The following is a 22,122-nucleotide window of genomic DNA, read 5'->3' as shown; positions in this document are numbered from 1 at the left end:
GAGGGGCACGGTTATGTTTAAACATTTATTTAAAAAAAAGAATGCAGACGATCAGCCCAAAAAATCATTGGACGAACTGATTAAACAATTTAAAAAATCAAGTGATTTTACAACATTAGCTATTGGTTCGCAGCATCGAAAATACATCATTACTTATTTTAAGCAGCTCGTAAACATGCAAAGTGTTGAAGATAAAATACTTGAGCCTTTTCAAAAACTAGACTTCACGTTAAGCAGTGTATATGAAGTCGAAAACGTTCTGCCGATTGAAGATATTTCTGTTACAAAAGATACAAAAGAAATTTTAGAAAAGATGCTGCGCGGCTATGTGATGTTTCAATTGCATAAAGACGATAAGCTAGTAGCTCTTATTAAAGTTCAAAGCTTTGATACAGGGTTTCGCAAAGAAAATGAAACGGAAAATGAGTTCAGCGTCGTCGGTCCTAAAATTGGTTTTGTAGAGGATTTAGATGTCAATCTCTATTTAATGAGAAAAACGGTCATTTCCGAAAACCTTATTTTTAAAGAACTCACCGTAGGAAATAAATCGAAAACGCGCGTGGTGCTTGTTTACTTAGAAGGCGTAACGAATCCTCAGCACGTAGACACCATGACCCAGCGCCTTGAAGAAATAGATTTTGACGTCATTTTTGATAGTACAATGCTTGATCAATTGATTTCCGATAATTCTTCTACGGCATTTCCGCTTTTTTTAACAACAGAGCGGATTGATCGAGTTCTGTTTAGTCTGTTAAACGGGCAAGCTGCCTTCTTTTCGAGTGGTTCACCCTACGCAGTTACCGGACCGTCAACGTTGCTTGACTTCTTTATTTCACCCGAAGACTACTATTTACCGTGGGTTCTAGGGTCATTTTTCCGAGTTATTCGTATTTTGGGCGTCTTTTTCTCTATTTTTGCTACGCCTCTTTATGTAGCCATTGTTACGTATCATTATGAGATGCTTCCAAAAGATTTGCTGGGGCCTATTATCTTTTCAAGGACAAACGTTCCTTTTCCACCTGTTATCGAAGTGCTTTTTTTAGAAATAACCATTGAGCTGCTTCGGGAGGCAGGAGCCAGACTTCCAACAAAAGTAGGGCAAACACTGGGAATCGTAGGCGGGATTGTTATTGGGCAAGCAACGGTAGAAGCTGCGTTAACAAGCAATATTTTGCTTATTATTGTTTCACTGACAGCTTTAGCCTCTTTTACAACGCCTATTTTTAAAATGTCTAACACGATCCGGCTGCTACGTTTTCCGTTTATTTTGTTTGCCACTGCGTTCGGTTTAGTCGGCATCACATTTGGCTTTTGTTTCTTGCTGGTTCATTTGCTTCGTTTAAAATCTTTGGGCATGCCTTATCTTGTTCCGCTTTTTCCGTTTCGCCCCACAGAGTACAGGGATACATTTCTGCGATTGCCCTATAGTCATACAGCAAAGCGTCCAAGCTACTTACGTCCTTTAGAACGCTTCCGCTATAACCCTAATAAAGCGAATAAGATGAAACGAAAAAGTAATTTAGATAATGAGTAAAGCGGGGAAACGTCATGAAAAGAATACTAATTTTATGCACTTGCCTTACTTTTTTAACGAGCTGTGCAGACCGTGAAACGATTGACGAAATTCAAGTAGTCAACTCCATCGGATATGATTATATTCCTCAAAGCAATAAAGTCAGAGGAACAATTTTATACCCTATCTATAAATACGGACCAACGGAAGAACCGAGTATTATTGCGGCTACTGCTAATTCATCATTTGATATTCCACTCCGTTTAAACAATAAATCATCTCTTCCCGTCGCGTTTGGGCAGCTGAGAAGCATCGTTATGGGAAAAGAATTTGCGACACATGGAGTAGATGAGTTAGTAAATACAATTGCTAGAAATCCAGACCTTGGACGTAATATTAAATTAAGCATTGTAGACGGCAACGCACATGAATTATTAAGCTCCGTTACAAAAAAGAAAATTAAGGACTATCAGTTTATTTCTAATTTAATCGAACAAAATATCCGCACAGAAAATTTGCCTAACACCAATTTACAAATTTTTTTATTCAGTTTTTTTAGCGACGACCGTGACCCGTACCTTCCTGTTTTAGCACAAGAAAAAGATGCTATTAAATTAAAGGGGCTGGCGCTTTTCAAAGAACAAAAAGTCGTTACAACCATTGGAATGAAAGAAACATTTTTATTTAAGCTGCTAACAAGCGGAACAAAGCACGGACGCTACGCAGTAAAAATTAAAGAGAATGACCGTAAAGGCGAAATTATATTGCAAAACTTGCGCACCAAAACAAAGTATGAAATTAAAGGAAATCATCAACATCCAAGTATTGTTGCGCACTTAACTATCGATGGCCTTGTAAAAGAATTTCCTGGATGGGTGGACCTAACTGATCCGGCTCGTATTAAAATGGTTGAAAAAATGCTCCAAAAAGATATTGAAAAAGATGGGGATGCCTTTATTAAGAAACTTCAGCAACATAGGATCGACCCCATTTGTTTTACAGATTATGTTCGAAGTAAAACGAGAAGGTTTAACAGTGAAGAATTTAAAGCGCAATATCCGGATATGAATATTGAAGTAAAAGCTCGCGTTCACCTTATTCAAACCGGTATTAGCAACTAGGAGGAAGAAAAGATGCACAATACAATTAAAGAAGAAAATCAAGTTTCCCCTTCTTTTCTTTTTTTCTTAGTTCACTCTACTCAGATTGGCGTTGGAATACTAGGGTTTCAGCGTTATATTATTAAAGGTGCCGGATATGAAGCATGGATATCCATCTTCCTTGCTGCAATCAGCGTTTGTATTTTATTAGCCATGATCTTTAATATCTTAACTCGTGAAAACAGCGATATTGTTGATATTCACCGGTTATATTTCGGTAAATACCTTGGAGGAGCTTTAACCCTTGCCGCTTCCATTTATTATTTTATCTTTGCGCTAACGATTTACCGAACCTACGTAGAGATTTTACAAATATGGATGTTTCCACAGTTAGAAACATGGATCGTATCACTTGTATACTTGCCTATTATTTACTACACGGTTTCCGGTGGGTTTCGTGTGATTACTGGAATTGCCTTTTTTGGGGTCATGCTTCCCTTGCCGCTCATATTTGCCTTAATTTACCCTTTGAAGTATGGGCACATTAATAATTTATTTCCTTTGTTTGATCACACGATATGGGAATTTTTAATTTCGACTAAGATGATGACCTTTGAGAATTTGGGGTTTGAATCCGTGCTTTTTTTCTATCCGTTTATAAAAAATGGCGCTACTAGTCAGAAGTGGGGGCAATATGGCATTTTGTTCAGTACTTTTTTATATTTGTGCACGGCATTAGTGTCATTTGCTTACTTTAGTCAAGGACAGTTAATGCATACAATCTGGCCAACTTTAACAATGGCTAAAATTATTGAAATTCCATTTTTACAGCGTTTTGAATATATTTTAATTTCTCTGTGGCTTTTAGTCGTTCTTCCTACTATTGCTGTCAGCGTATGGTGTACAATTCGTGGATTTAGTAAAACATTTAATAAGCCGCCTACGATTTTTCTCATATTAGTTCTTATTGCCCTTCTTGGTTTTTCTATTTTCTTTGACGATCGAGAAACTATCGATCATCTTAATACACGATTATCCATGACCGGCTTTTACTTTATTTATGGCTACATTCCTTTCCTTTTTCTCTATAGCCTCATTCGAGCCAAAATAAAACAAAAGAAAGCACAAAAAGAAGAGCGTGAGCCAACTTTAAGTTGAATCACGCTCTTTTTTTCATATTATTTTATTTGTTAAATAAAACAGCGTATTCCCCGTATCCTTCTTTTTCTAAATCTTCCTTCGGAACAAATCGAAGAGCTGCTGAGTTGATGCAGTAACGCAAGCCGCCTGCATCTTGCGGACCATCATCAAATAAATGACCTAAATGAGAGTTAGCCGTTTTGCTTCGTACTTCTGTACGAACCATATTATGACTAACGTCCATGTTTTCTTTTACTTCATCTTTATTAATCGCTTTTGTGAAAGACGGCCATCCGCATCCGGCATCATATTTATCAGTTGAACTAAACAACGGCTCTCCTGACACGATATCTACATAAATACCATCTTCTGTATGATCCCAAAATTCATTGCGAAACGGAGGTTCCGTTACGTCATTTTGAGTAACTTCATATTGAATAGGCGTTAATGTCGTTTTCAGCTGCTCGTCGCGGCCAAAGTCTTTCCAGTTTTCTTTAATAAAACGATCACGTCCAGATCCTCGTCGATACATAGCATAGCGGAATTTATTTTTCTTATAATAACCTTGATGGTATTCTTCCGCTTCGTAAAACGGTTTTGCCGGTAGAATTTGTGTAGCAATCGGCTCAGAAAAACGACCGCTTGCTTCTAATTGCTGCTTCGATTCTTCGGCTAGTTCCTTTTGGTGTTCGTTGTGGTAAAAGATAGCTGTTCGATACGAGTCGCCTCGATCCGCAAATTGTCCGCCTGCATCCGTTGGATCAATTTGAGGCCAGTATAGTTCTAAAAGCTTTTCATATGGAAAAACTTCTGGGTCAAATGTAATTTGGACCGCTTCATAGTGGCCCGTTGTTTCTGAGCATACTTCTTTGTACGTCGGGTTCTCTTTGTGACCGCCTGTATAGCCAGATACAACTTTTATAATGCCTGGCTGTTCATCAAAGGGCTTCACCATACACCAAAAACAGCCGCCGGCAAAAGTTGCTACTTCATATTGTTCTGTCAAAAAGATGACCTCCTTCATGTATTCTTTCTATTATTATACGCTGATTTGATGTTCTCACCAACTAACTTGCTTCTTGTACTCTTTCTGTTTTAAGACAAAAAAATAATCAGTGAAGCTCATCTTCACTGATTATTCTTCCATATTTAAAGCGCTTTATTTTTGATCACCTTTAATTTTGTGGAACAGTTTATTCATCGTTTCAATTTCTTTATCTGTAAAGTGCTCAAACCGTTCGATAAAATACGCTCGTTTCTTCTCTTGAATAGCATTAAAAATATCCTGTCCTTCCTTGGTCAGTTCAATATCAATAATACGCCGATCGTTTTCAGACCGCTTGCGTGCAATGTAGCCTTTTGACAAAAGCAAGTCGGTTACCGCCGTAATGTGGCTTGCTGACACTTGAAGATACTTTGATAAATCAGTTGATCGCTGCCTGCCGGAATCAACCAGCATACGAAGCACCATAAATTCATTTGTTGATAGCTCTGAATTGTATACTTCATTAATTTCTTGGCGAAGCTGTCTGAACACAAAGCGAAACAGCGTCTCCATTTCTTGAACGAGCTCTTCTCTTTTTTTCACTTGTCACTCTCCTTAACGCTATCACATGATAACGAATATGTATTTACGAAAGTATTTCACTTTCTTAACTTAATTAGTTTTATCAAATTACTAAGCGTTTCGTCAACTATTATTGAGATTTTTTTCCACAAACCTGTACGAATTGATGTATTTTTCATAAAATTCCATAAAAAAAGCGATTTACCGTTATGGTAAATCGCTGCTAGTAGCTAAAAATACCGGTTAAAAAGCTTCTCCATCTTGGAACAGGCTTTTTACCTTTTAAGCTGTCTTCACTTTTCAACTGACTTTCAAGTTCCGCTACTCGATTTTCTAATTTCGTAATAACTTTATTTAACCGATCGATTTCTGAACGATGCTCTAAAATTTGAAAGGTCACTACTTCTCCCGCTTTTTCTTCTGTACGCTTTTCATTTTCAATCAGTCTTAAAAAAAGCTGATCAAGCTGCTTTTGCATATCTTGTGCACGTTCATCAGATATAACGACTTCCTCTTTTTCTACTACTTTTTCTACCACTTTGACGACGGCTTGACGATTGCGGTTTTTTTGAAAGTCTCTAAGTGCTTCAATATTTTCTTCTGTAAACTCACAGTGTCCCGATTCATTTCTCTCTAGCTCGATATCCGCCATTTTAACCCATTTTAATACCGTACTTGGATGTATTCCCAGCGACTTTGCCACATCCACCGTTTTCATCGTCATGTTCCATCCCTCCATTTTTTCATTTACTAGCCATTTCGAGAGAAATCTTTAAATCCCTTCATACGTGACAAAACTAGTATGAATTCGTCAAAGAAAGTGGACGTTCAACAAATGAAGAAAATGATGTCATTATTCCCTAGAAAAACTCGTATAAACCTTCTGCAAAATAACAAAATTCGCTCTGTGAAATCCTCTTGCCGTATCCCTTAAAAAAACACGCGCGCTCTTTACCTGTAAAGATTCCGTCTTCAAAACGAACAGCCAGCGCCATATCATAACGAGCGTCTCCTAAAGTTCCTCCGCTCCAGTCAATAACAGCTGTTATCTGACCGTCGTGTACAAGTACATTATCAATCGTGTAGTCTCCGTGAATAAGTACCTCTTGTTTGCATATCATGTTTTGCTTCTGCAGTTGTTTTAGCAGCCGTTGATTTCCGTCTACCTCATAGTGAGTTAAATTGTACTCTGCCTCTTGCAGCATTCGGTGGATCCACGGCTGCTTACTCACTAATCGTTCTGGACACTCAGCATTGTGAATACGAGCAAGAAGATGCCCCATTTCATAGACAACGTGCTCACGCTTTTTTTCATTATCTTCCTTCTCTAAATACTCTCTTACCGTCTTTCCTTCAAAAAATTCTAGCAGCATCCAGCTCTCTTCTGCTGTTTGAACGAATTTGTAAGCGATCGGGCTTTGACATTCTTCCAGAGCGCGTATATTTTTTAATACATAATATTCCTTATATAACCATTTTCTGTACTTTTCCCTTTTTGCCCGCTTTAAAACATATCTCCCTTTAGCGGTATGAAGAATACCGACATCCGATGTACACCCTTGCTTCGGAAACGTCACTTTTTCGATTTGCTTTACATACTCTTTTATCGAATGAGGAATTTCTTCTACTATAATAGGATGCAATTGTTCCACTCCCCTTTCTTTCTACATTCTCTTTTTGTTACTCTTTCCCTACAAAAAAGTTGAGACATAACGAAATCACTTCAATTTAATACAAACAAATGGGGTAAATGAGCTATTATGAAGCGCTTGTGACACCGCTGTTGATTTCCGTGCAAGACTTCGCTTTCCCCGCAGCAGTCTCCGTCTTTCCCTCCAATCAACAGCTAGAAGCAACTAACTGCATACTTGAAACCTACGTTCACCATTCCAATAAAAAAATCCGAACGATTACTCGTTCGGACCTTCCTTCAACTAAACTACTTTTGCCCAGTCTCTTACCCTTTACCAAGCACCCAGCGGCTTTTGGTAAACATCGTATAACCAACTGATAATAAAACAACCGTACAAACCGATAAGCTTCCTATTGTATAAACGAGACTCTGCATGTCATAGACACCGTAGAGAAGCTGTTTCATAAGTGCAAATACGTTATAAATAGGAATTAAAAATCCGCTTGGTTGCAGTTCATGTACGGATTTTCCCATCAGTAAAAAGTATGGAAGTATCGCTACCATCACAATTTGAGATGTATAGCTCTGCGCTTCTTTAACCGAACTTGCTAAAAGGCTAAGAATACATAATACCATAGCTCCTAGAAGTGCTAGCAGGGTAAGGGTGACTAAAAACGAGAAGATAAAGGTTGTAACATGACCGTTGAGCTGCAGTGCATTATTTAATACGGTTGTTAAATAACGTACAGACAAAACAAATGTAAATGTGGACAAAAGACCGCTCAATATACCAAATGTAGAGATAGTAAGCCATTTCCCAACCAGTAATTGCGTTCGTTTTACAGGAGACATCAATAAAGCTTCCATTGTTTTCCGTTCTTTTTCACCTGCAAAAATATCATTTGCTGAAGGAAGAATCCCCCCAAAAACGCCCATAATGATAATCATTGGCGCAAACATTGCAATCATTGTTAAAGAGCCGTCATCTTCTTTAGACACTCCTTTTTCAACCACATTAAACGGAGCTATCGTTTGACTATTCACATTTAGTTGGTCTAAGCGTTCGCTAACTATAGCTTCTCGATTTTTATTCAGTATATTTTGTATATACTCTGCGGTAGCACCTGAGTTCATGCTCGCTGAATCCGTATAAACAGTAACTTCTGGCGATTTCATCTTACGCACTTCTGAAGAAAAATCGTCTGGTAGCTTTAACGCCGCTAACGCTTTCCCTTGTTCTACAGCACTGAGTGGATTTCTGCTTTCAATTACTTTAATATTGTCATCGTTTTTTAACCAGTCGATCACACTGGCATCAGAATCTTTTGTAACAGCTACAGACATGGAATCTGTTTGATCACTAGCCATCATTTTGTCTGCAAAAAAGATAATCCCTACATTTAATAAAATCGGAATCAACACGCTAAAGATAATCGTTTTGCGATCTCGCAAACAATCTATTAACTCTTTTTTATAAATATGCCAAATCATATTAAGCCCCCCTCACGATACGCGACATAAAGATGTAGTTTAAGTCTGTACTTTCCTCTTCTTTATACAGCTGTTCATTTGTTCCTTGATAAATCATTTTTCCTTTATGAATCATAATGATAGATTGACACAGCATCTCCACTTCTTCCATAATGTGACTGGAAAAAACAATCGTTTTTCCTTCTCTTTGCAGACTTTTAATAAGCTCGCGAAACATGTTTGCTGATGTAATGTCTAATCCTGTAGTCGGTTCATCAAATAGGATAACGTCCGGGTTATGAAGAATAGTGCGTGCAATGGCTACTTTTTGACGCATTCCTTTTGAAAAGCCTCCGACGCGACGGTCCAAGTAGTCTTTCATTCCAAAACGTTTGGCCAGTTCCTCAATCCTTATCTTTGTTTCATGTTTGCTCATTCCATAAAACTTAGCAAAATAAGATAAGTTTTCACGCGCAGTCAAACGGTCATATAAACCTGTTTCACCGCCAAAAAGCACGCCGATTTTTTTCTTTATTTTATCAGGCTGTTTATGAATGTTTATTCCGTGAATGAACATATTACCTTCCGATGGTTCAAGTACAGTCGACAGCATACGTAAAAGAGTTGTTTTCCCCGCTCCATTTTCCCCTAATAGTCCTACAATTTCTCCTTGTGCGATGGTTACATGAATATCTTGAACAGCTGTAATTGTTTGCTTTTTCTCTTTAAAATATTTCGTCACACCTTTGATTTCAATCATATCCGCTCTCCCCTTTTACTGTGATTGACTCTATCTTAGCTTATTTTTTATACAGCATCTTCCATCTTGTCATAAAGAGGGTTTTTTATGTCGCGAAACGTCCTTTCTATCTTGTAAATCATGGTAAAATAGTGTGGTAATATCCAATAGAATAAAACAAAGAGGGTTTTTATTTATGAAGGTAGGATTAGTGGATGATCATTCATATGATTTAGAAAAATTGAGGATTTCTTTAGAAAGAGAAGATGATATAGACATACTTTTTTCGACTAGCAGCGCGGAGGAAGCTTATAACGAAATTAAAAAAAATGAAATTGATTTATTAATTACAGATATTGAAATGCCAAAGCTATCAGGTTATGAGCTTGCAGACTTTATCAATGCTTACGCACTTGATATTCAAGTCATCTTTGTCACTGGGCACAGCGGCTTTGCCGTTCATGCATTTGAACTCAACGTTTTGGACTACATTATGAAGCCTTATTCTAAAGAGCGTCTGTTAAAAGGCATTCAGCGTTTTCATCAAAAAAAACAATCAACTGATACAAGAGATAAGCTTATTTTAAAACAAAAAACCGAAATGCAAGTGCTGAACAAACAAGATATTATATTTGCAGAGCGAACGGGTCGCTCTACCACCATCATAACGACAAATGGAGAATTTAGTACCTATCAATCATTAAACGAAATTGAAAAAGAATTAACAGCGAGTCATTTTCTAAGGTCGCATCGAGCTTTTATTATCAACATTTCCTATATTCAAAATTTCTCCCTGTATACTAAGCACTCCTACTCCGTGATGTTTCAAAGCACCGAAAAAACAGCTTTAATCACGAAAACAAATTTAGACATTTTGCAAAAAGAGTACTTTTAAAGGAGGGACTATCTAAAATGAAACTATTTTACACACTAGTTTTACTAACTGTTTTCGTGCTCCTCTTTTTTAAAGACCTGCCTGTTAGTTTACATCTCCTACTTAGTTCTTTTATAATTGGTTCATTTTTTATATGGAGAAAGAAATATCAAACGGCTCCTTCACTAACGATAAAAAAAGCAATCGTACTGACGTCTTTTTTTCTGCTTTTATTTAGCCTATCTTCACCTCTTAGTATTGGCCTTACCGTTATCACAATGATTGGTTACATGACCGACATGTTTTCGTCTTATCAACAATACATATTCGTAGCTAACCGGGAAAGCAGTGCTTCACGTGAAATTCAAAAAAACAATGAGCTTTTTCAAGCGTTAAGAGCTGAAAGACATGATTTTATTAAACATGTCAGCGCCGTATCCTATCTTCTAGAAACAAACCAAAGACAGCAGGCACAAGAGTATATTCAAGATTACGTTGAAGCTTTGAATGATACCCATTCATATATTCAAGGTGAACATTCGCACGTTGCTTCTGTTGTACATCAAAGCAAGAATCAAGCACATACGTGGGGAATACATATGAATGTTCAATTAGATTCACCGTTATCACAGCTGCCTTTAAAGCACCTTGACCAAATGAATCTCATCATGAATTTACTGCATAATGCTTTAGAAGCCGCTCATTCTTCTGAGAAAAAAGAGATAACCGTTTCGAGTATGATTCGAAGTGGCATTTACATTTTAGAAGTCAGCAATTCTACCGCTCCTTTATCACGAGAGCGTCAAGATCACTTGTTTACTTCTTTTCATGTGACAGAAAAGAAAGAACGCCACGAAGGCCTTGGCACGTGGATCATTTCTGAACTTGTTTCCAACTACCACGGACGCTTGGAATATACGTATCACGATTTAACTCTTTCCATTAAAATAAAATTTCCAATAGTCGTTTCATCAAAACAAGCAACATAGCCGCTATAGCCTAAGCGGCTTTTTTTCGTATGAGCCTCTTCTATACGCACACACTATAAAAAGCACCGAAAAAAAGAAATATTTCACACTTGTTTTAGCTCTTTTATCGTCACTTTTTTAGTTTTTGATTTTTTATATGCAAATCTATTGCATTTCGAGTAAAAAACGAATATTATATATCATGTTGCTTTTAATGTTCGTTATTTTTGGAGGTTACTTATGTTTAAGTTAAAAGAATATAACACGGATGCTAAAACGGAGATTTTAGCTGGTATTACAACGTTTTTAACCATGATTTATATCGTCATTGTGAACCCAGTTATTTTGTCCAGCGCCGGCGTTCCTTTTGATCAAGTATTTACAGCTACTATTATTTCAGCAGTCGTAGCTACGCTATGGATGGCTCTTGCAGCTAACTATCCAATCGCTATTGCTCCCGGTATGGGAATGAATGCATACTTTGCTGCTTTAGTTGTCGGTTCAAATGGAAGTATCGACTATGCTACTGCTTTTTCAGCTGTATTCGTAGCGGGTATTATCTTTATCATCCTATCGTTAACATCGTTTCGTGAAAAATTAATTGAAGCTATTCCAAACAATTTAAAGCACGCAATCAGTGCTGGTATCGGTTTATTTATTGCTTTTATCGGGCTTCGTTCAGCCGGTATTATTGTTGCAAATAAATCAAATTTAATTGGACTTGGTGATTTGCAGTCTGAAAAAGTAGTTTTAACACTGATTGGACTTGCGATTACAATCATTTTATATACGCTAAATGTAAACGGCGCTTTATTCTTCGGTATGATTATTACCGGATTAATTGCTTTCTTTAGAGGACAGCTTTCATTTGATAAAGGTTTGTTTGCTTCCCCTCACCTTCCAGATGGCTTAATGATTTCAAATCCTTTTGCTGCTTTTGGAGATGTTATTCATCATGATTTGTACACAGTTGTTTTTTCTTTCTTACTTGTGACGATTTTTGATACAACAGGTACAATGGTAGGCGTAGCTCAACAGGCCGGTCTTATGAAAGGTAATAAGATGCCTCGCGTGCGTCAAGCATTGCTTGCTGACTCATTTGGTACAACGATTGGCGCTTTATTTGGTACAAGCCCAACAACCGCTTACGTTGAATCTTCATCTGGTGTAGCAGCAGGCGGACGTACAGGTCTAACGGGCGTGACGGTAGCCATTCTATTTATCGTGGCAGCGTTCTTTAGCCCGGTTGTAAGCTCGGTTTCTGGTGTAGCAGCTATTACTTCACCTGCATTAATTATTGTCGGAAGCTTGATGATGGGTGCTGTAGCTAAAATTAATTGGAATGACTTTGATGAAGCGTTCCCTGCCTTTTTAGTTGTTCTAGCGATGCCTCTTACATCAAGTATTGCAACAGGAATTGCGCTTGGCTTCATTTCTTATCCGTTAATGAAGCTGGTAAAAGGAAAAGGCAAACAAGTTCATCCGCTTGTGTATGTCTTTGCTGTTTTATTTCTCTATCAGCTCATCTTTTTACCTCATTAAAAAAGCTTGGAGATTTCTCTCCAAGCTTTTTTTATTGAAAGTGATTGTTATTTTCTTTTGTTTGATAAAGATAATTTTCTACATAGATTTGTTCTGCCTCAGAAGCGTTCTTTATCCCTTCTTCTGGATCTAGCTCGATACTTCTCTTTTTAGCTATATAATCCACTAGCGCCCCAAATCCTAAAAGACCGCCTATAATCCCAGCAAATACAATCCATATTGGCAATCGCTTCACGTCCCTTTTCTTTTAATTTTATCAGCTTCAGCGCAACAGGTAAATATTAACATAGTTATCCATTTATAAATAAAGCGCTTTTTACCAAATATACGTAAAAAACGTCTTTGTATTTGGTATACTAAACTCACGGCATGTTCTACAGAGAAAGGGGCTTAATTGCATATGAACAAACAGCTTGGAACGTTAATGTTTGTTATTTTTATGGTATTTGTCGGCTTTGGAGTGATCATCCCCATCGTACCTGAAGTTATTCGTGCCACGGGTGCAAGCACGGTCAATTTAGGGATACTAATGGCTAGCTATTCGATCGCATCTTTTATTACCGCACCTTTTTGGGGGAAGCTTTCCGATATAAAAGGCCGCCGTCCCATCTTACTTTGGGGCTTACTTGGCTTTAGCGCAAGCTTTTTTCTTTTTTCGGTGGCAGAAAACTCTCTGACTCTGATGTATACGTCACGCATCATCGGAGGTTTGTTTGCAGGAGCTGTTATTCCTTGTGCTTTTGCATACGCTTCTGATAGTACAGATGAAGAAAACCGTACGAAAGCAATGGGACTGTTAGGAATGTCGATTGGCTTAGGCTTTATTTTTGGACCGGCATTAGGCGGCATCCTTTCATCTTTCGGTTTGTTTGTTCCCTTCGTTATCTCTGGTATCTTGTCACTGATTATGACAGCGTTCTCATTCTTTACGTTAAAAGAATCGTTACGAAAAGAACCTGCTGCTAAAGTACAGACATCCAGATGGCATGACTTCACGTCAGATTTTCAAGGAGCTATGAAGTATTTATATGTTCTTTCATTTTTAGCGACTTTTACGCTCGCTGGATTAGAAGCTACTTTTCAATTTTTTCAAATAGCGAAAATTAATGCTACTCCCACGACAATCGGATGGATGTTTATGGCGAGCGGTTTAACTCAAGCGTTGATTCAAGGCGGTGTGCTACAGCGATTTAAAAAAGGAAAGGAAAAAAAGCTGATGGCCATTGGCTTATTGGTTTCAGCAATAGGATTCACGTCTATTTTGTTATCTTCTAGTGCAGCTAACGCTACCTTATTTCTGTGCATATTTACAGCAGGAAATGCCCTTATTCGCCCTTGTGTCCTCTCATTAATTACGATGAGAACCAAAGTAGGATATGGCTCTGCTTCGGGGCTAACTGCTTCAATGGATAGCTTAGGGCGTATTTTTGGCCCTCTGCTTGGTGCATTTGCTTTTAAACTAAATATGACGCTGCCTTTTATTATTGGAGCGGTTGTCACTTTAGCTGCTTTACTGCTGATTCAGCGCCATACAGCTCTAGATTATTCTGAGCAAACACTATCATCATAGAGGCTGAGACAAAAGTATTTTAGCTGAAGGAAGATCCGAACGATGAATCGAGATTCTTGATGAAGAATCCAACGCGTTCGGATTTTTTTATTGCTATGGTAAACGTAAGTTTCATGTATGTAGGTACTTCTAGCTGGTGATTGGAGGGCAAGGCGAAGACTCCTGCGGAAAGCGAAGCCTTGTAGGGAAATCAACAGCCGATTCCTACTAGCTCATGTAGCCAATTTGTTAGTCTTTGGATTAATTTAGCTATGTCTCAATCTCTTTTCATCGTTACTAACACAAGATTATCCGCAGCTGCAGTGTGTTTTATAATTGAAAACCGATGAGCTTCGTATAGCTTAATCGCAGGTGTATTTTTTTCGGCTGTGGAAACCATACACTCACATTCTGAATATCTTTGAAGTACATATGTTAAAAGACGGCTTCCGATTCCTTTTCGAAAGTAACGAGGACGCACAACAAGGCGGCAAATCGTTAATCGCTCATTTTCTTTTTCAAACGACAGCACGCCTGCTAGCTTACCTTCAATTATTTCTCCGATAAACACTTCCTTGCTTTTCATAACATCTTCTTTGCTTTCTGTAAGCTGAGGAATATCTGAAAAGCTAATGAGCCTTGCTTCTTCTTGATAAGCTTCTACTTGCACAGCTACTATTTGAAGAGCGATATCCACTCTTTGATGTTCGAGGATTTGAAGCATGAAAACCACTCCATTTCTTTCACAAATTTAGACAAATTCCATGTTTTCACTATATCCAAACACCTTCCTTGTACATATTGTATTATGTACCGAATTAGCCAGGAGGTGTTTATATGCATATCACTGCTGAAAGAATTAGAGAAGCAACAGAAGCACTTGCTTCTACTGAGCTTGAAACATTTATGTACCAAGAGCCAACTGCTCTTCACAGACGCTCTCGTCGTCGTTCTACTCGCCGTTCTACTCGCCGTTCTACTCGCCGCACCACTCGTCGCACTACTCGTCGCACTACTCGCCGTTCTACTCGCCGCACTACTCGCCGTTCTACTCGCCGCACCACTCGTCGCACTACTCGCCGTTCTACTCGTCGCACTACTCGCCGTTCTACTCGCTGCACTACTCGCCGTTCTACTCGCCGTTCTAGCCGTCGCCGCTGTCGCTGCGGTTCACCTTGCTGCTCATATCCATGGTTTAATAAATCATTTGGCTGCTGCTTTAAAGGGCATGGCTGCCGTCGCTAACTAACTCTAAAGCAAGCCGAGTCTAAAACATACGCGGCTTGCTTTTTTTAACGATTTCTGTTTTTTATTTTACATAATTATTCGTTTCATTCTTCTTGAAGGAGAAAACAAAGTATAATAATAGGAAAGACTCTCTCTTAAAAGGAGGACTATCCATGCGCCTATCTTTTGATCACCTTGTTCATTTTTCACCTGATCCTATTAAAGCTCAGAAAGAACTAAACGAATACGGAATCAATGTTATTAAAGGCGGTACCCATGAAAAATGGGGCACTTTTAACACGTTGGCTTATTTTCACCTGAGCTATATTGAGTGGCTTGGGCTTACAGATATCGCATTAGCTCAAACAGTTACAGATAATGACCTTATTCAGCAGCTTGTTAACGAACATACGCCGTTTGGTCATTTTGGGCGATTTGCCCTTCGTACAGATGATATGGATTTGCTCATAACCGAGCTGAAAGACAAGGGCTACACTGTAAAAGGCCCTGTAGCGGGGTCTCGTCAAACTAATAATGGAGAAACACTTCAATGGCAAATGTGTTTTATTGAAGGTGACCATGATGCCCTCCCTTTTCCTTTCTTTATTGAGTGGGGTGAACCAGAAGAAAAACGCAAGCCAAAGCTAGCGGCTCTTTCTTCCCATCAAGCCGGTCAGCTGCAGCTAAAAAACATTTACTGTGCTGTACATAACCTTGAAGAATCCATCAGCAAATGGACAAAACTGCTGGACGTTCAGGCTGGCGAAAGCTACAAAGACTCTTTACTTGATGCACGTTGTCAAAAACTATATGTCAATGGAGGAAACCTTATTTTTTGCAGCGGAACACAAGGTGTTGTCCATAATACATTAAAAAAAGTTGGAGAGCGTCCATTTTTGGTTGAATTGGATCACGCTCTAACACCGCAACAAATTACCGTACAAGGAGCTTCTTTTAAATTCAACAAATAAACATCCGCGGGCGGATGTTTATTTCTGTGCTTCTTTTATAGCTTGATAAATGAAGTGAGGCAAAATCTCAAAGGAATACTGAACGTCTAATCTTTCGGTCCATTGATGCGCATCTCTTCCCAGCGGTCCAATGTTCAGCACCGGCATCTTCAGCTCCTCTTGCTCTTCTAGCGGGATATGATATCCTTTATTCCATAGAGGCATATTGGCTACTAACGTGTTAAATGTATGAAGCGGGTGCTGCAGGCTGGCATAGCTTAAATCCGAAATTCCGCCAAAATAACTTTGTTCAACTAGCTCCACTTGGAATTGCTCTTTGGCAGCTGCCTGTACGTTTGACAAAATCCTTTGTACAAACGGATCATCATGTGAACAAACGGCCGGGTAAAAAGGCGGCGTAAAAAATAAGACTATCATCGGAGCTGCTTCTTTACATAAACCAGCTAAAGAGTTTACTAATTTAATGGTTTTATTTCTGTCATCATCTTCTTGTGCCAAAAGTGCTGCTTCCATTTCTTGCACATATTTTTCACCGTGCTGTTTGACTGCATGAGTATAAAGTTCTTCATACGTCCATACGTTCACGTCAAGGGATGAACCCTCCATTCCCGCAGCGTACTGCCTAGCAGCTTTATTATAATGTTTTTTTACATTCAAAGCCGCTTTGTCAGCCGATTTCAACAGCAGATCTGTTACTTCTTTAAGAGAGCGGTTTAACATAAATAAATTAAATAATACAACGGCAGAGTGCGGAACTTGAACGGAATACTCTTCTTTTAAATCTTTTTGTATCAGTACCGTAGGAGGTGGACTCGTTTCATCTCTTACTTTTTCGCAAAAATCAACGTTTAGTTCTATTTCTTTTGTTAAATAAGAAGCTAGTAAATTAGCATTTAAACCAGCTAGCGGTTCCCCTACATGAGTTTCTTTTCCATAACACAAAAAGCTTGGCATGATCTTGCCAATCGATCCTGAGTACACATAGTTCGTTTGATCACCAGGATAGCGGCTGAATACTGGTTCTGCATTTAGCATGAGAGAAAAATCCAGCTGATGTTTGCACGCAAGTTCTAAAAGAACAGGCACTGCTTTTCTCATTCCGAGCGAATTTACTTCTTCATCCGGTACCGACAGAAGCAGGATGTTTCCGTCAAACTCTCCGTTGCATGCTCGTTCAATCATACTGATATGCAGAGCAATACCTGCTTTCATGTCCATCGTTCCTCGGCCAAAAAGCCAGTCTCCTTTTATCATATCTTTTTGTACGTGCGCCGGAACTTGTTCCATATCATTATAAAAAGTACTCGTTAACGTATCAGCGTGAAAAGCATCCTTTTTCCACTGTCCATAATCTTGTACATCCACTACGTCGTAATGACTGACTAATACAACTGTTTTATTCGTATTTTTTCCTTCAACAAAAGCTGTGACAATCGATCGCCCGTCTCCTGTTGAATGAAGCTCAACTTGCTCGTTTTTTTGAAAGTAAGGCAGCTTCAATAAATACGACGCTATCGATTCAGCCATTTCCACTTCTGCCATCGTTCCTGTCACGCTAGGTATAGAAACCAATTCGCTTACAAGCTTCTTTAACTGTTCTTTTGTTTGATACAAAGATGTTTTGTTCGACATACCCTTCATCTCTTTCCTTTTTCTAAATTTTTCATCAAACAAAACGATTCGTCAATCCCTTTGACAGAGACCCTTTCATTCTATCCCTATGTATCATAGTATGCGCTTCCTTGACGCACATGATAAAAAAAGAGTGCGCGGCTAGGGCTAGCACCGCACACTCTTTTTTTTACTTTTCGTCATCTTCTAAAAAGTCTAGGATACGATCAATAAGCTGTTCGCTTCCTGCATCGTTTCCATGTTCAAGAGACATTTCCATTTCAATGCTCCTTTCATAAAATATTCTTGTTTTATAACATACCACAATTCATTTCGAATGTAACCTTTAATTTGTGTAAAAATTTCGACAATTTATGATTAATTTTAAAACCTAGTGAGTAATGATTATACCCACCAGATTCTTCAATTGTCAAAAAACATGCTTTCTATTTAAAAACACTAAAAAAATAGAGGCGCGAGCAAACTTCTTCTATAAAAGACAGCCTACTCGCTCAAGCTTGGAACAGCATGATGAATAAATTTCTAGTTCATTTGCTTTTTGTACATCTTTAATATCTATGCCTACAGCATATGTACGAACATGGTTTTCGACCACAATTTCATAAAATGTTTCTAATTCACGATAAGCTACTTGATAATGCTTTCCTAATAATTTTACGGCTTCCTTTAATGCTTTCTCTCCTGTATGTGCTGCAACTGCTGTATGACTCATAAAACCCTCTCCTTTTAGAAAAATAAAAAAAACTCATTTTGCTTTGATGCAAAATGAGTTTTTCACCCGTTTTATCACCCAAAGCACATGCTTTGCTGGTAGGAGCACCTTACATTCGTAGGTTGCTGTGGAGTCAAAGAGCCAGATCTCTCGTCCACTCGTGATAACTTTTTTAATTTAAAGTTTATTTTATCAAACAATTCTATCCGCGTAAATAGAAAAATAAAAATATTTTAATTTTTTTGGTAATGGAATGAATTCAAAAAGTCAAAGCTTAGATTAGAAAAATAAGAAGCTGCTACAAGTAATGCCTCTTCATTTAATGAAAAAGAAGGGTGGTGCCATTCATATTCTCCAGCCGTACCCATCCATACAAAAAATCCTGGTACACGCTGCTGATATACGGCAAAATCTTCTCCTCCAGGCGATTGTTCAGCTTCTACGACTTGATAACTAAGATTCTCTGCAGCGTTAATAACCAATTTTTCCAGCGTATCATCATTGTTTACTACAGGAAGATACGGATACCATTTAACGTCTACTGAAGCCCCGAAAGCTGCTCCAATCCCTTCAGCAGATCGTTTCATAAGAGCCGGTATTTTTTCTCTCGCTTCTTCTTGAAAGGTACGCACCGTTCCTTCAAGCGTTACTTTGTCAGGAATGACGTTCCACGAGCTCCCTCCGTGGATTTGAGTTATGCTGACAACAACATTTTGAAATGGGCTGAGATTACGGCTGACAATGGTTTGTAAACTAGTAACAATTTGACCAGCAGCAGCAATCGGATCTACTGTTTTTTCTGGAATACCTGCGTGACCGCCTACTCCTTTGACGTCAATTTCAAAACGATCAACACTTGCCATTAAAGGTCCCGATTTGACACCAATGGTTCCTACAGGAAGATTCGGTTTGTTATGCATCCCAAATATCGCTTCTACTCCTTCGAGCACACCTTTTTCAACGAGCATTTTTGCCCCAGAAGCCGTTTCTTCGGCCGGTTGAAAGATAAATCGAACCGTACCGCAAAGCTCCTGCTGACGCTCTTTGAGAAGAATGGCTGCTCCGATTATAGAAGCCGTATGAAAATCATGTCCGCATGCGTGCATAACACCGTTCACTTCAGAAGCAAATGGCAGATTGGTTTTTTCTTCAATTGGCAGCGCATCAATATCAGCTCGAATAGCGATAGTAGGTCCCGGCTTTCCTCCCACAATTTCCGCTACTGCTCCCACGTCTAAATGGAATGCATCCGCTATAGAAATATCGTAGTGCTTTAACCACTTTTTAATACGTTTAGTTGTTTCATATTCTTTCATTGAAAGCTCTGGAAACCGGTGCAGCTCACGGCGTATGTCTATTAGCGTATTTAGTAGTAATTGATCTGTCATATTTATCACTCTTTCACATTTCTTAATTTAGACCACTTCTCTATCTTTTATGACAAAGAGTGTACCTCATTGAATTTTTTATAAAGAAATACGGTCGTATAGCCTTCTGCAAGGTGCTTTTCTTTAGCTTGAACATATCCTTTTCGTTCATACATCTCAACTAACCAAGGATGTTCTTTTGCTGTTCCTAAAGACACACCTGGCGATTTAAACGTATTTTTTATTACCTCTTCCTCTACTAGATGAAGCAGCTTAGATCCAACGCCTTTCCTGGCAAACGACGGGTCCACTGCAAACCACCAAAAGTGCGGAACAGCAAACGGACCTGGATGTTCTCCCCAAGGCATTCGTATCGACACAGTAGCAGCGATTCTTTTCTCTTCTTCATATACATAGCAAAGGTTTTGAGAAATATTTTTCTTAACGAGGGCAAGATCAGCAGTAGCTGCTAAGAAAGGAATGCCTAGCTCTCGGATAGGCTTATATGCTTGTAGAGTTAAGTTCAATAAGTTATCCGCGTCGTCATTTGTTGCCAAACGGAATTCATTTTTCATCTCTTTGTCTCCTTATATAGTACTTAAATATTTTATTTAACTTATAAGTTTACTAAGAATTAAAAAAGACAGACTGCCGCCTTGCGTACTCACTATACAACTGCTTTGATAACGTGTCAATTCTATTTATCGTTTTCTATAAAAGATATAAATAAAACGAATACACGCAGAAAACTGCGCGTATTACGTACATATCAAGATAGACTTCAGGACTCACTTACCGTAGCTTTTAAATTAGCTGCCAACATCACAAGTTCTTCTATAGATGCTAACTCCTCTTGTGAAGCCGCAGCTACTTCTTCAGCGTAAGCAGCTGCTTGTTTAGCAACCTCTGAAAGGGCCATGACGGACTCCATTACCTTAAACGAATACCCATCAATCTCTCCTGTTGCCTTTGTCATTTTGTTCATTTGTTCTTGAGCGGCAAAGACATCTTCCATAATTGTGGAAAACTGTTGCGTTACATCTTCGACAGTGGCAATACCAAGCGTGACTTCTTCCGTATTCACTTCCATGTTTCGATAAGCCCGCTTTGCCTGTACTTCAATTTCTTTTAACAAATGACTGATTTGTATAGCGGACGTTTTAGATTCTTCCGCTAGCTTACGTACTTCCCCTGCCACTACAGCAAAACCTTTTCCATGTTCTCCAGCCCTTGCAGCTTCAATAGCAGCATTAAGTGCAAGAAGATTTGTTTGTTCAGCAATTCTTGTAATCGTATTAATAATGCGGCCAATCTCTGCGGAACGATCTTCGAGTCCCTTTACTTCACTGGTCGATATCTTAACGGTTTCATAGATTTTATTCATTTGATTCGTCACATCTTTCACCGCAACATTTCCGGTAGAAGCATGTTCAGAGGCTCTGTTCATCGATTGTTGTACCTTTGAAGAATGATCAGTCATTTTCTGAAGCAGCTTGGCCATATCCACCATAGCTTGCTCGGTTTCAACCACACTTAGCAACTGCTTATCAGAACCCGCAGCAATTTCTTGAATAGACATCGTAACTTCTGTGACAGCTGTTTTTGTTTCCTCCATGCTTACAAGCAATTGCTCTGAGGAATGACTGACCGTGCTCTTTGTTTTACTTATTTTCTGACGCAGCATTCTCATGTGAGTCATCATTTCATTAAATGAAGATATGAGTGTACTAATCTCATTTTTCCCTTTCAAAGGAACAACATCTACAGATAAATCGCCGTTTGAAATCCCTTTCATTGTTTTTGACAAATTTTCAACCGCAATTATGTAGCGACGTATGATAAAATAGAACACGGTAGTTGTAAAAGAAACAAACAGAAATGTAATCACTAGCGTAATCGAAGCTGCTTGCTCTTGTTTCACAATAAGATAATAATTGGTTACTTCAATTACAGTAGATGTTATGGCCATCATGGCTGCAATCATACATAGCATTTTCATGCGTAAACTTTGAAAAGCTTTTTTCATTTTTTCATCCCCTATACAATCTAAAGACATAGAATGTCTAATCTATATTAGTAGTATCGGCATATTTTTATATTTTTTTGTAAAAACTAAAG

At 38.5% G+C, this 22,122-nt stretch carries 22 protein-coding genes and 1 riboswitch; of the genes, 9 read left to right on the top strand and 13 right to left on the bottom strand.

Annotation, left to right across the window (positions count from 1 at the left end):
- Positions 1-13 precede the first annotated feature (13 nt).
- From ACMX9J_RS16605 to ACMX9J_RS16595, 3 genes are read left to right on the top strand one after another with little or no spacing between them, the layout of a single operon-like run.
- Positions 14-1,534: a spore germination protein gene (locus tag ACMX9J_RS16605; protein WP_047751417.1), complete on the top strand. Its 1,521-nt coding sequence runs from the start codon at positions 14-16 to the stop codon at positions 1,532-1,534.
- A 14-nt stretch (positions 1,535-1,548) separates the two neighbouring features.
- Positions 1,549-2,634, top strand: a complete 1,086-nt coding sequence (locus ACMX9J_RS16600; RefSeq protein ID WP_014461105.1) for a Ger(x)C family spore germination protein — start codon at positions 1,549-1,551, stop codon at positions 2,632-2,634.
- Between the two features lie 12 nt (positions 2,635-2,646).
- Positions 2,647-3,771: a GerAB/ArcD/ProY family transporter gene (locus ACMX9J_RS16595; protein WP_047751419.1), complete on the top strand. Its 1,125-nt coding sequence runs from the start codon at positions 2,647-2,649 to the stop codon at positions 3,769-3,771.
- A gap of 25 nt (positions 3,772-3,796) precedes the next feature.
- On the opposite strand, the gene msrA is transcribed toward ACMX9J_RS16595, so the two are convergent.
- The 6 genes from msrA to ACMX9J_RS16565 all read right to left on the bottom strand — a co-directional run bounded on the left by msrA (position 3,797) and on the right by ACMX9J_RS16565 (position 9,183).
- Positions 3,797-4,759 (bottom strand): peptide-methionine (S)-S-oxide reductase MsrA, encoded by a 963-nt coding sequence (gene msrA / locus ACMX9J_RS16590; protein ID WP_416226032.1) that lies wholly within the window; start codon positions 4,757-4,759, stop codon positions 3,797-3,799.
- A 153-nt stretch (positions 4,760-4,912) separates the two neighbouring features.
- Positions 4,913-5,341: a MarR family winged helix-turn-helix transcriptional regulator gene (locus tag ACMX9J_RS16585; protein ID WP_047751420.1), complete on the bottom strand. Its 429-nt coding sequence runs from the start codon at positions 5,339-5,341 to the stop codon at positions 4,913-4,915.
- A gap of 202 nt (positions 5,342-5,543) precedes the next feature.
- Complete coding sequence (locus ACMX9J_RS16580; protein ID WP_033578357.1) at positions 5,544-6,044, bottom strand: MerR family transcriptional regulator; 501 nt, start codon at positions 6,042-6,044, stop codon at positions 5,544-5,546.
- A 136-nt stretch (positions 6,045-6,180) separates the two neighbouring features.
- Entirely contained in the window at positions 6,181-6,972 is a 792-nt protein-coding gene (locus ACMX9J_RS16575; RefSeq protein ID WP_416226031.1) for an aminoglycoside phosphotransferase family protein, read from the bottom strand.
- Between the two features lie 305 nt (positions 6,973-7,277).
- Complete coding sequence (locus ACMX9J_RS16570; RefSeq protein WP_155010297.1) at positions 7,278-8,444, bottom strand: ABC transporter permease; 1,167 nt, start codon at positions 8,442-8,444, stop codon at positions 7,278-7,280.
- Position 8,445: 1 nt separating this feature from the next.
- Positions 8,446-9,183 carry an ATP-binding cassette domain-containing protein gene (locus ACMX9J_RS16565; protein WP_028414196.1) on the bottom strand — a complete coding sequence of 246 codons (738 nt, stop codon included), beginning with the start codon at positions 9,181-9,183 and terminating at the stop codon, positions 8,446-8,448.
- A 175-nt stretch (positions 9,184-9,358) separates the two neighbouring features.
- On the opposite strand from ACMX9J_RS16565, the gene ACMX9J_RS16560 reads away from it, so the two are divergent.
- The 3 genes from ACMX9J_RS16560 (at position 9,359) to ACMX9J_RS16550 (ending at position 12,546) form a co-directional block, all read left to right on the top strand.
- Positions 9,359-10,057 carry a LytR/AlgR family response regulator transcription factor gene (locus tag ACMX9J_RS16560; protein ID WP_016763353.1) on the top strand — a complete coding sequence of 233 codons (699 nt, stop codon included), beginning with the start codon at positions 9,359-9,361 and terminating at the stop codon, positions 10,055-10,057.
- Between the two features lie 17 nt (positions 10,058-10,074).
- The gene (locus ACMX9J_RS16555; protein ID WP_034270359.1) at positions 10,075-11,025 is read left to right on the top strand and encodes a sensor histidine kinase; all 951 of its coding nucleotides are present in this window, start codon (positions 10,075-10,077) and stop codon (positions 11,023-11,025) included.
- Between the two features lie 219 nt (positions 11,026-11,244).
- Positions 11,245-12,546 carry an NCS2 family permease gene (locus tag ACMX9J_RS16550; RefSeq protein ID WP_013055916.1) on the top strand — a complete coding sequence of 434 codons (1,302 nt, stop codon included), beginning with the start codon at positions 11,245-11,247 and terminating at the stop codon, positions 12,544-12,546.
- Positions 12,547-12,577: 31 nt separating this feature from the next.
- On the opposite strand, the gene ACMX9J_RS16545 is transcribed toward ACMX9J_RS16550, so the two are convergent.
- Complete coding sequence (locus tag ACMX9J_RS16545) at positions 12,578-12,772, bottom strand: hypothetical protein (protein ID WP_098112672.1); 195 nt, start codon at positions 12,770-12,772, stop codon at positions 12,578-12,580.
- Positions 12,773-12,946: 174 nt separating this feature from the next.
- Between ACMX9J_RS16545 and ACMX9J_RS16540 the strand changes: the two genes are divergently transcribed.
- A complete protein-coding gene (locus ACMX9J_RS16540; protein ID WP_416226030.1) occupies positions 12,947-14,116 on the top strand; it encodes an MFS transporter in 1,170 nt (389 codons plus the stop codon).
- A 256-nt stretch (positions 14,117-14,372) separates the two neighbouring features.
- On the opposite strand, the gene ACMX9J_RS16535 is transcribed toward ACMX9J_RS16540, so the two are convergent.
- Positions 14,373-14,819 carry a GNAT family N-acetyltransferase gene (locus tag ACMX9J_RS16535; protein WP_033578349.1) on the bottom strand — a complete coding sequence of 149 codons (447 nt, stop codon included), beginning with the start codon at positions 14,817-14,819 and terminating at the stop codon, positions 14,373-14,375.
- 113 nt (positions 14,820-14,932) lie between these two features.
- Here ACMX9J_RS16535 and ACMX9J_RS16530 point away from each other — a divergent pair, with 113 nt between their 5' ends.
- Together ACMX9J_RS16530 and ACMX9J_RS16525 are read left to right on the top strand one after the other, a co-directional pair.
- On the top strand, positions 14,933-15,340 hold the full coding sequence (locus ACMX9J_RS16530; protein ID WP_416226029.1) for a CotG/ExsB N-terminal domain-containing protein: 408 nt from the start codon (positions 14,933-14,935) through the stop codon (positions 15,338-15,340).
- Positions 15,341-15,495: 155 nt separating this feature from the next.
- The gene (locus tag ACMX9J_RS16525; protein ID WP_155010300.1) at positions 15,496-16,293 is read left to right on the top strand and encodes a VOC family protein; all 798 of its coding nucleotides are present in this window, start codon (positions 15,496-15,498) and stop codon (positions 16,291-16,293) included.
- 18 nt (positions 16,294-16,311) lie between these two features.
- On the opposite strand, the gene ACMX9J_RS16520 is transcribed toward ACMX9J_RS16525, so the two are convergent.
- From ACMX9J_RS16520 to ACMX9J_RS16500, 5 genes are all read right to left on the bottom strand, one after another.
- The gene (locus ACMX9J_RS16520; protein WP_155010301.1) at positions 16,312-17,925 is read right to left on the bottom strand and encodes a M20/M25/M40 family metallo-hydrolase; all 1,614 of its coding nucleotides are present in this window, start codon (positions 17,923-17,925) and stop codon (positions 16,312-16,314) included.
- A 469-nt stretch (positions 17,926-18,394) separates the two neighbouring features.
- Positions 18,395-18,637: a hypothetical protein gene (locus tag ACMX9J_RS16515; protein WP_028414204.1), complete on the bottom strand. Its 243-nt coding sequence runs from the start codon at positions 18,635-18,637 to the stop codon at positions 18,395-18,397.
- A 68-nt stretch (positions 18,638-18,705) separates the two neighbouring features.
- A riboswitch (SAM riboswitch) is annotated at positions 18,706-18,807 on the bottom strand.
- Between the two features lie 63 nt (positions 18,808-18,870).
- Positions 18,871-20,025 (bottom strand): amidohydrolase, encoded by a 1,155-nt coding sequence (locus tag ACMX9J_RS16510; protein WP_416226028.1) that lies wholly within the window; start codon positions 20,023-20,025, stop codon positions 18,871-18,873.
- A 47-nt stretch (positions 20,026-20,072) separates the two neighbouring features.
- The gene (locus ACMX9J_RS16505) at positions 20,073-20,579 is read right to left on the bottom strand and encodes a GNAT family N-acetyltransferase (RefSeq protein ID WP_155010302.1); all 507 of its coding nucleotides are present in this window, start codon (positions 20,577-20,579) and stop codon (positions 20,073-20,075) included.
- A 206-nt stretch (positions 20,580-20,785) separates the two neighbouring features.
- Entirely contained in the window at positions 20,786-22,030 is a 1,245-nt protein-coding gene (locus ACMX9J_RS16500; RefSeq protein ID WP_186819738.1) for a methyl-accepting chemotaxis protein, read from the bottom strand.
- Positions 22,031-22,122 lie beyond the last annotated feature (92 nt).

The organism is Priestia sp. RMT2NF4 (assembly GCF_047872835.1).
GTDB lineage: Bacteria > Bacillota > Bacilli > Bacillales > Bacillaceae_H > Priestia > Priestia zanthoxyli.
This window is presented reverse-complemented; position numbering and strand designations above follow the sequence as displayed.

Excerpts from the sequence above, each read along its gene's own strand:
- ACMX9J_RS16500 (WP_186819738.1), bottom strand. The coding sequence starts at position 22,030 with ATGAAAAAAGCTTTTCAAAGTTTACGCATGAAAATGCTATGTATGATT.
- ACMX9J_RS16555 (WP_034270359.1), top strand. The coding sequence starts at position 10,075 with ATGAAACTATTTTACACACTAGTTTTACTAACTGTTTTCGTGCTCCTC.
- ACMX9J_RS16525 (WP_155010300.1), top strand. The coding sequence starts at position 15,496 with ATGCGCCTATCTTTTGATCACCTTGTTCATTTTTCACCTGATCCTATT.
- ACMX9J_RS16530 (WP_416226029.1), top strand. The coding sequence starts at position 14,933 with ATGCATATCACTGCTGAAAGAATTAGAGAAGCAACAGAAGCACTTGCT.
- ACMX9J_RS16595 (WP_047751419.1), top strand. The coding sequence starts at position 2,647 with ATGCACAATACAATTAAAGAAGAAAATCAAGTTTCCCCTTCTTTTCTT.
- ACMX9J_RS16520 (WP_155010301.1), bottom strand. The coding sequence starts at position 17,925 with ATGTCGAACAAAACATCTTTGTATCAAACAAAAGAACAGTTAAAGAAG.
- ACMX9J_RS16570 (WP_155010297.1), bottom strand. The coding sequence starts at position 8,444 with ATGATTTGGCATATTTATAAAAAAGAGTTAATAGATTGTTTGCGAGAT.
- ACMX9J_RS16565 (WP_028414196.1), bottom strand. The coding sequence starts at position 9,183 with ATGATTGAAATCAAAGGTGTGACGAAATATTTTAAAGAGAAAAAGCAA.
- ACMX9J_RS16600 (WP_014461105.1), top strand. The coding sequence starts at position 1,549 with ATGAAAAGAATACTAATTTTATGCACTTGCCTTACTTTTTTAACGAGC.
- ACMX9J_RS16550 (WP_013055916.1), top strand. The coding sequence starts at position 11,245 with ATGTTTAAGTTAAAAGAATATAACACGGATGCTAAAACGGAGATTTTA.
- ACMX9J_RS16560 (WP_016763353.1), top strand. The coding sequence starts at position 9,359 with ATGAAGGTAGGATTAGTGGATGATCATTCATATGATTTAGAAAAATTG.
- ACMX9J_RS16515 (WP_028414204.1), bottom strand. The coding sequence starts at position 18,637 with ATGAGTCATACAGCAGTTGCAGCACATACAGGAGAGAAAGCATTAAAG.
- ACMX9J_RS16605 (WP_047751417.1), top strand. The coding sequence starts at position 14 with ATGTTTAAACATTTATTTAAAAAAAAGAATGCAGACGATCAGCCCAAA.
- ACMX9J_RS16510 (WP_416226028.1), bottom strand. The coding sequence starts at position 20,025 with ATGACAGATCAATTACTACTAAATACGCTAATAGACATACGCCGTGAG.
- ACMX9J_RS16505 (WP_155010302.1), bottom strand. The coding sequence starts at position 20,579 with ATGAAAAATGAATTCCGTTTGGCAACAAATGACGACGCGGATAACTTA.
- ACMX9J_RS16580 (WP_033578357.1), bottom strand. The coding sequence starts at position 6,044 with ATGACGATGAAAACGGTGGATGTGGCAAAGTCGCTGGGAATACATCCA.
- ACMX9J_RS16535 (WP_033578349.1), bottom strand. The coding sequence starts at position 14,819 with ATGCTTCAAATCCTCGAACATCAAAGAGTGGATATCGCTCTTCAAATA.
- ACMX9J_RS16540 (WP_416226030.1), top strand. The coding sequence starts at position 12,947 with ATGAACAAACAGCTTGGAACGTTAATGTTTGTTATTTTTATGGTATTT.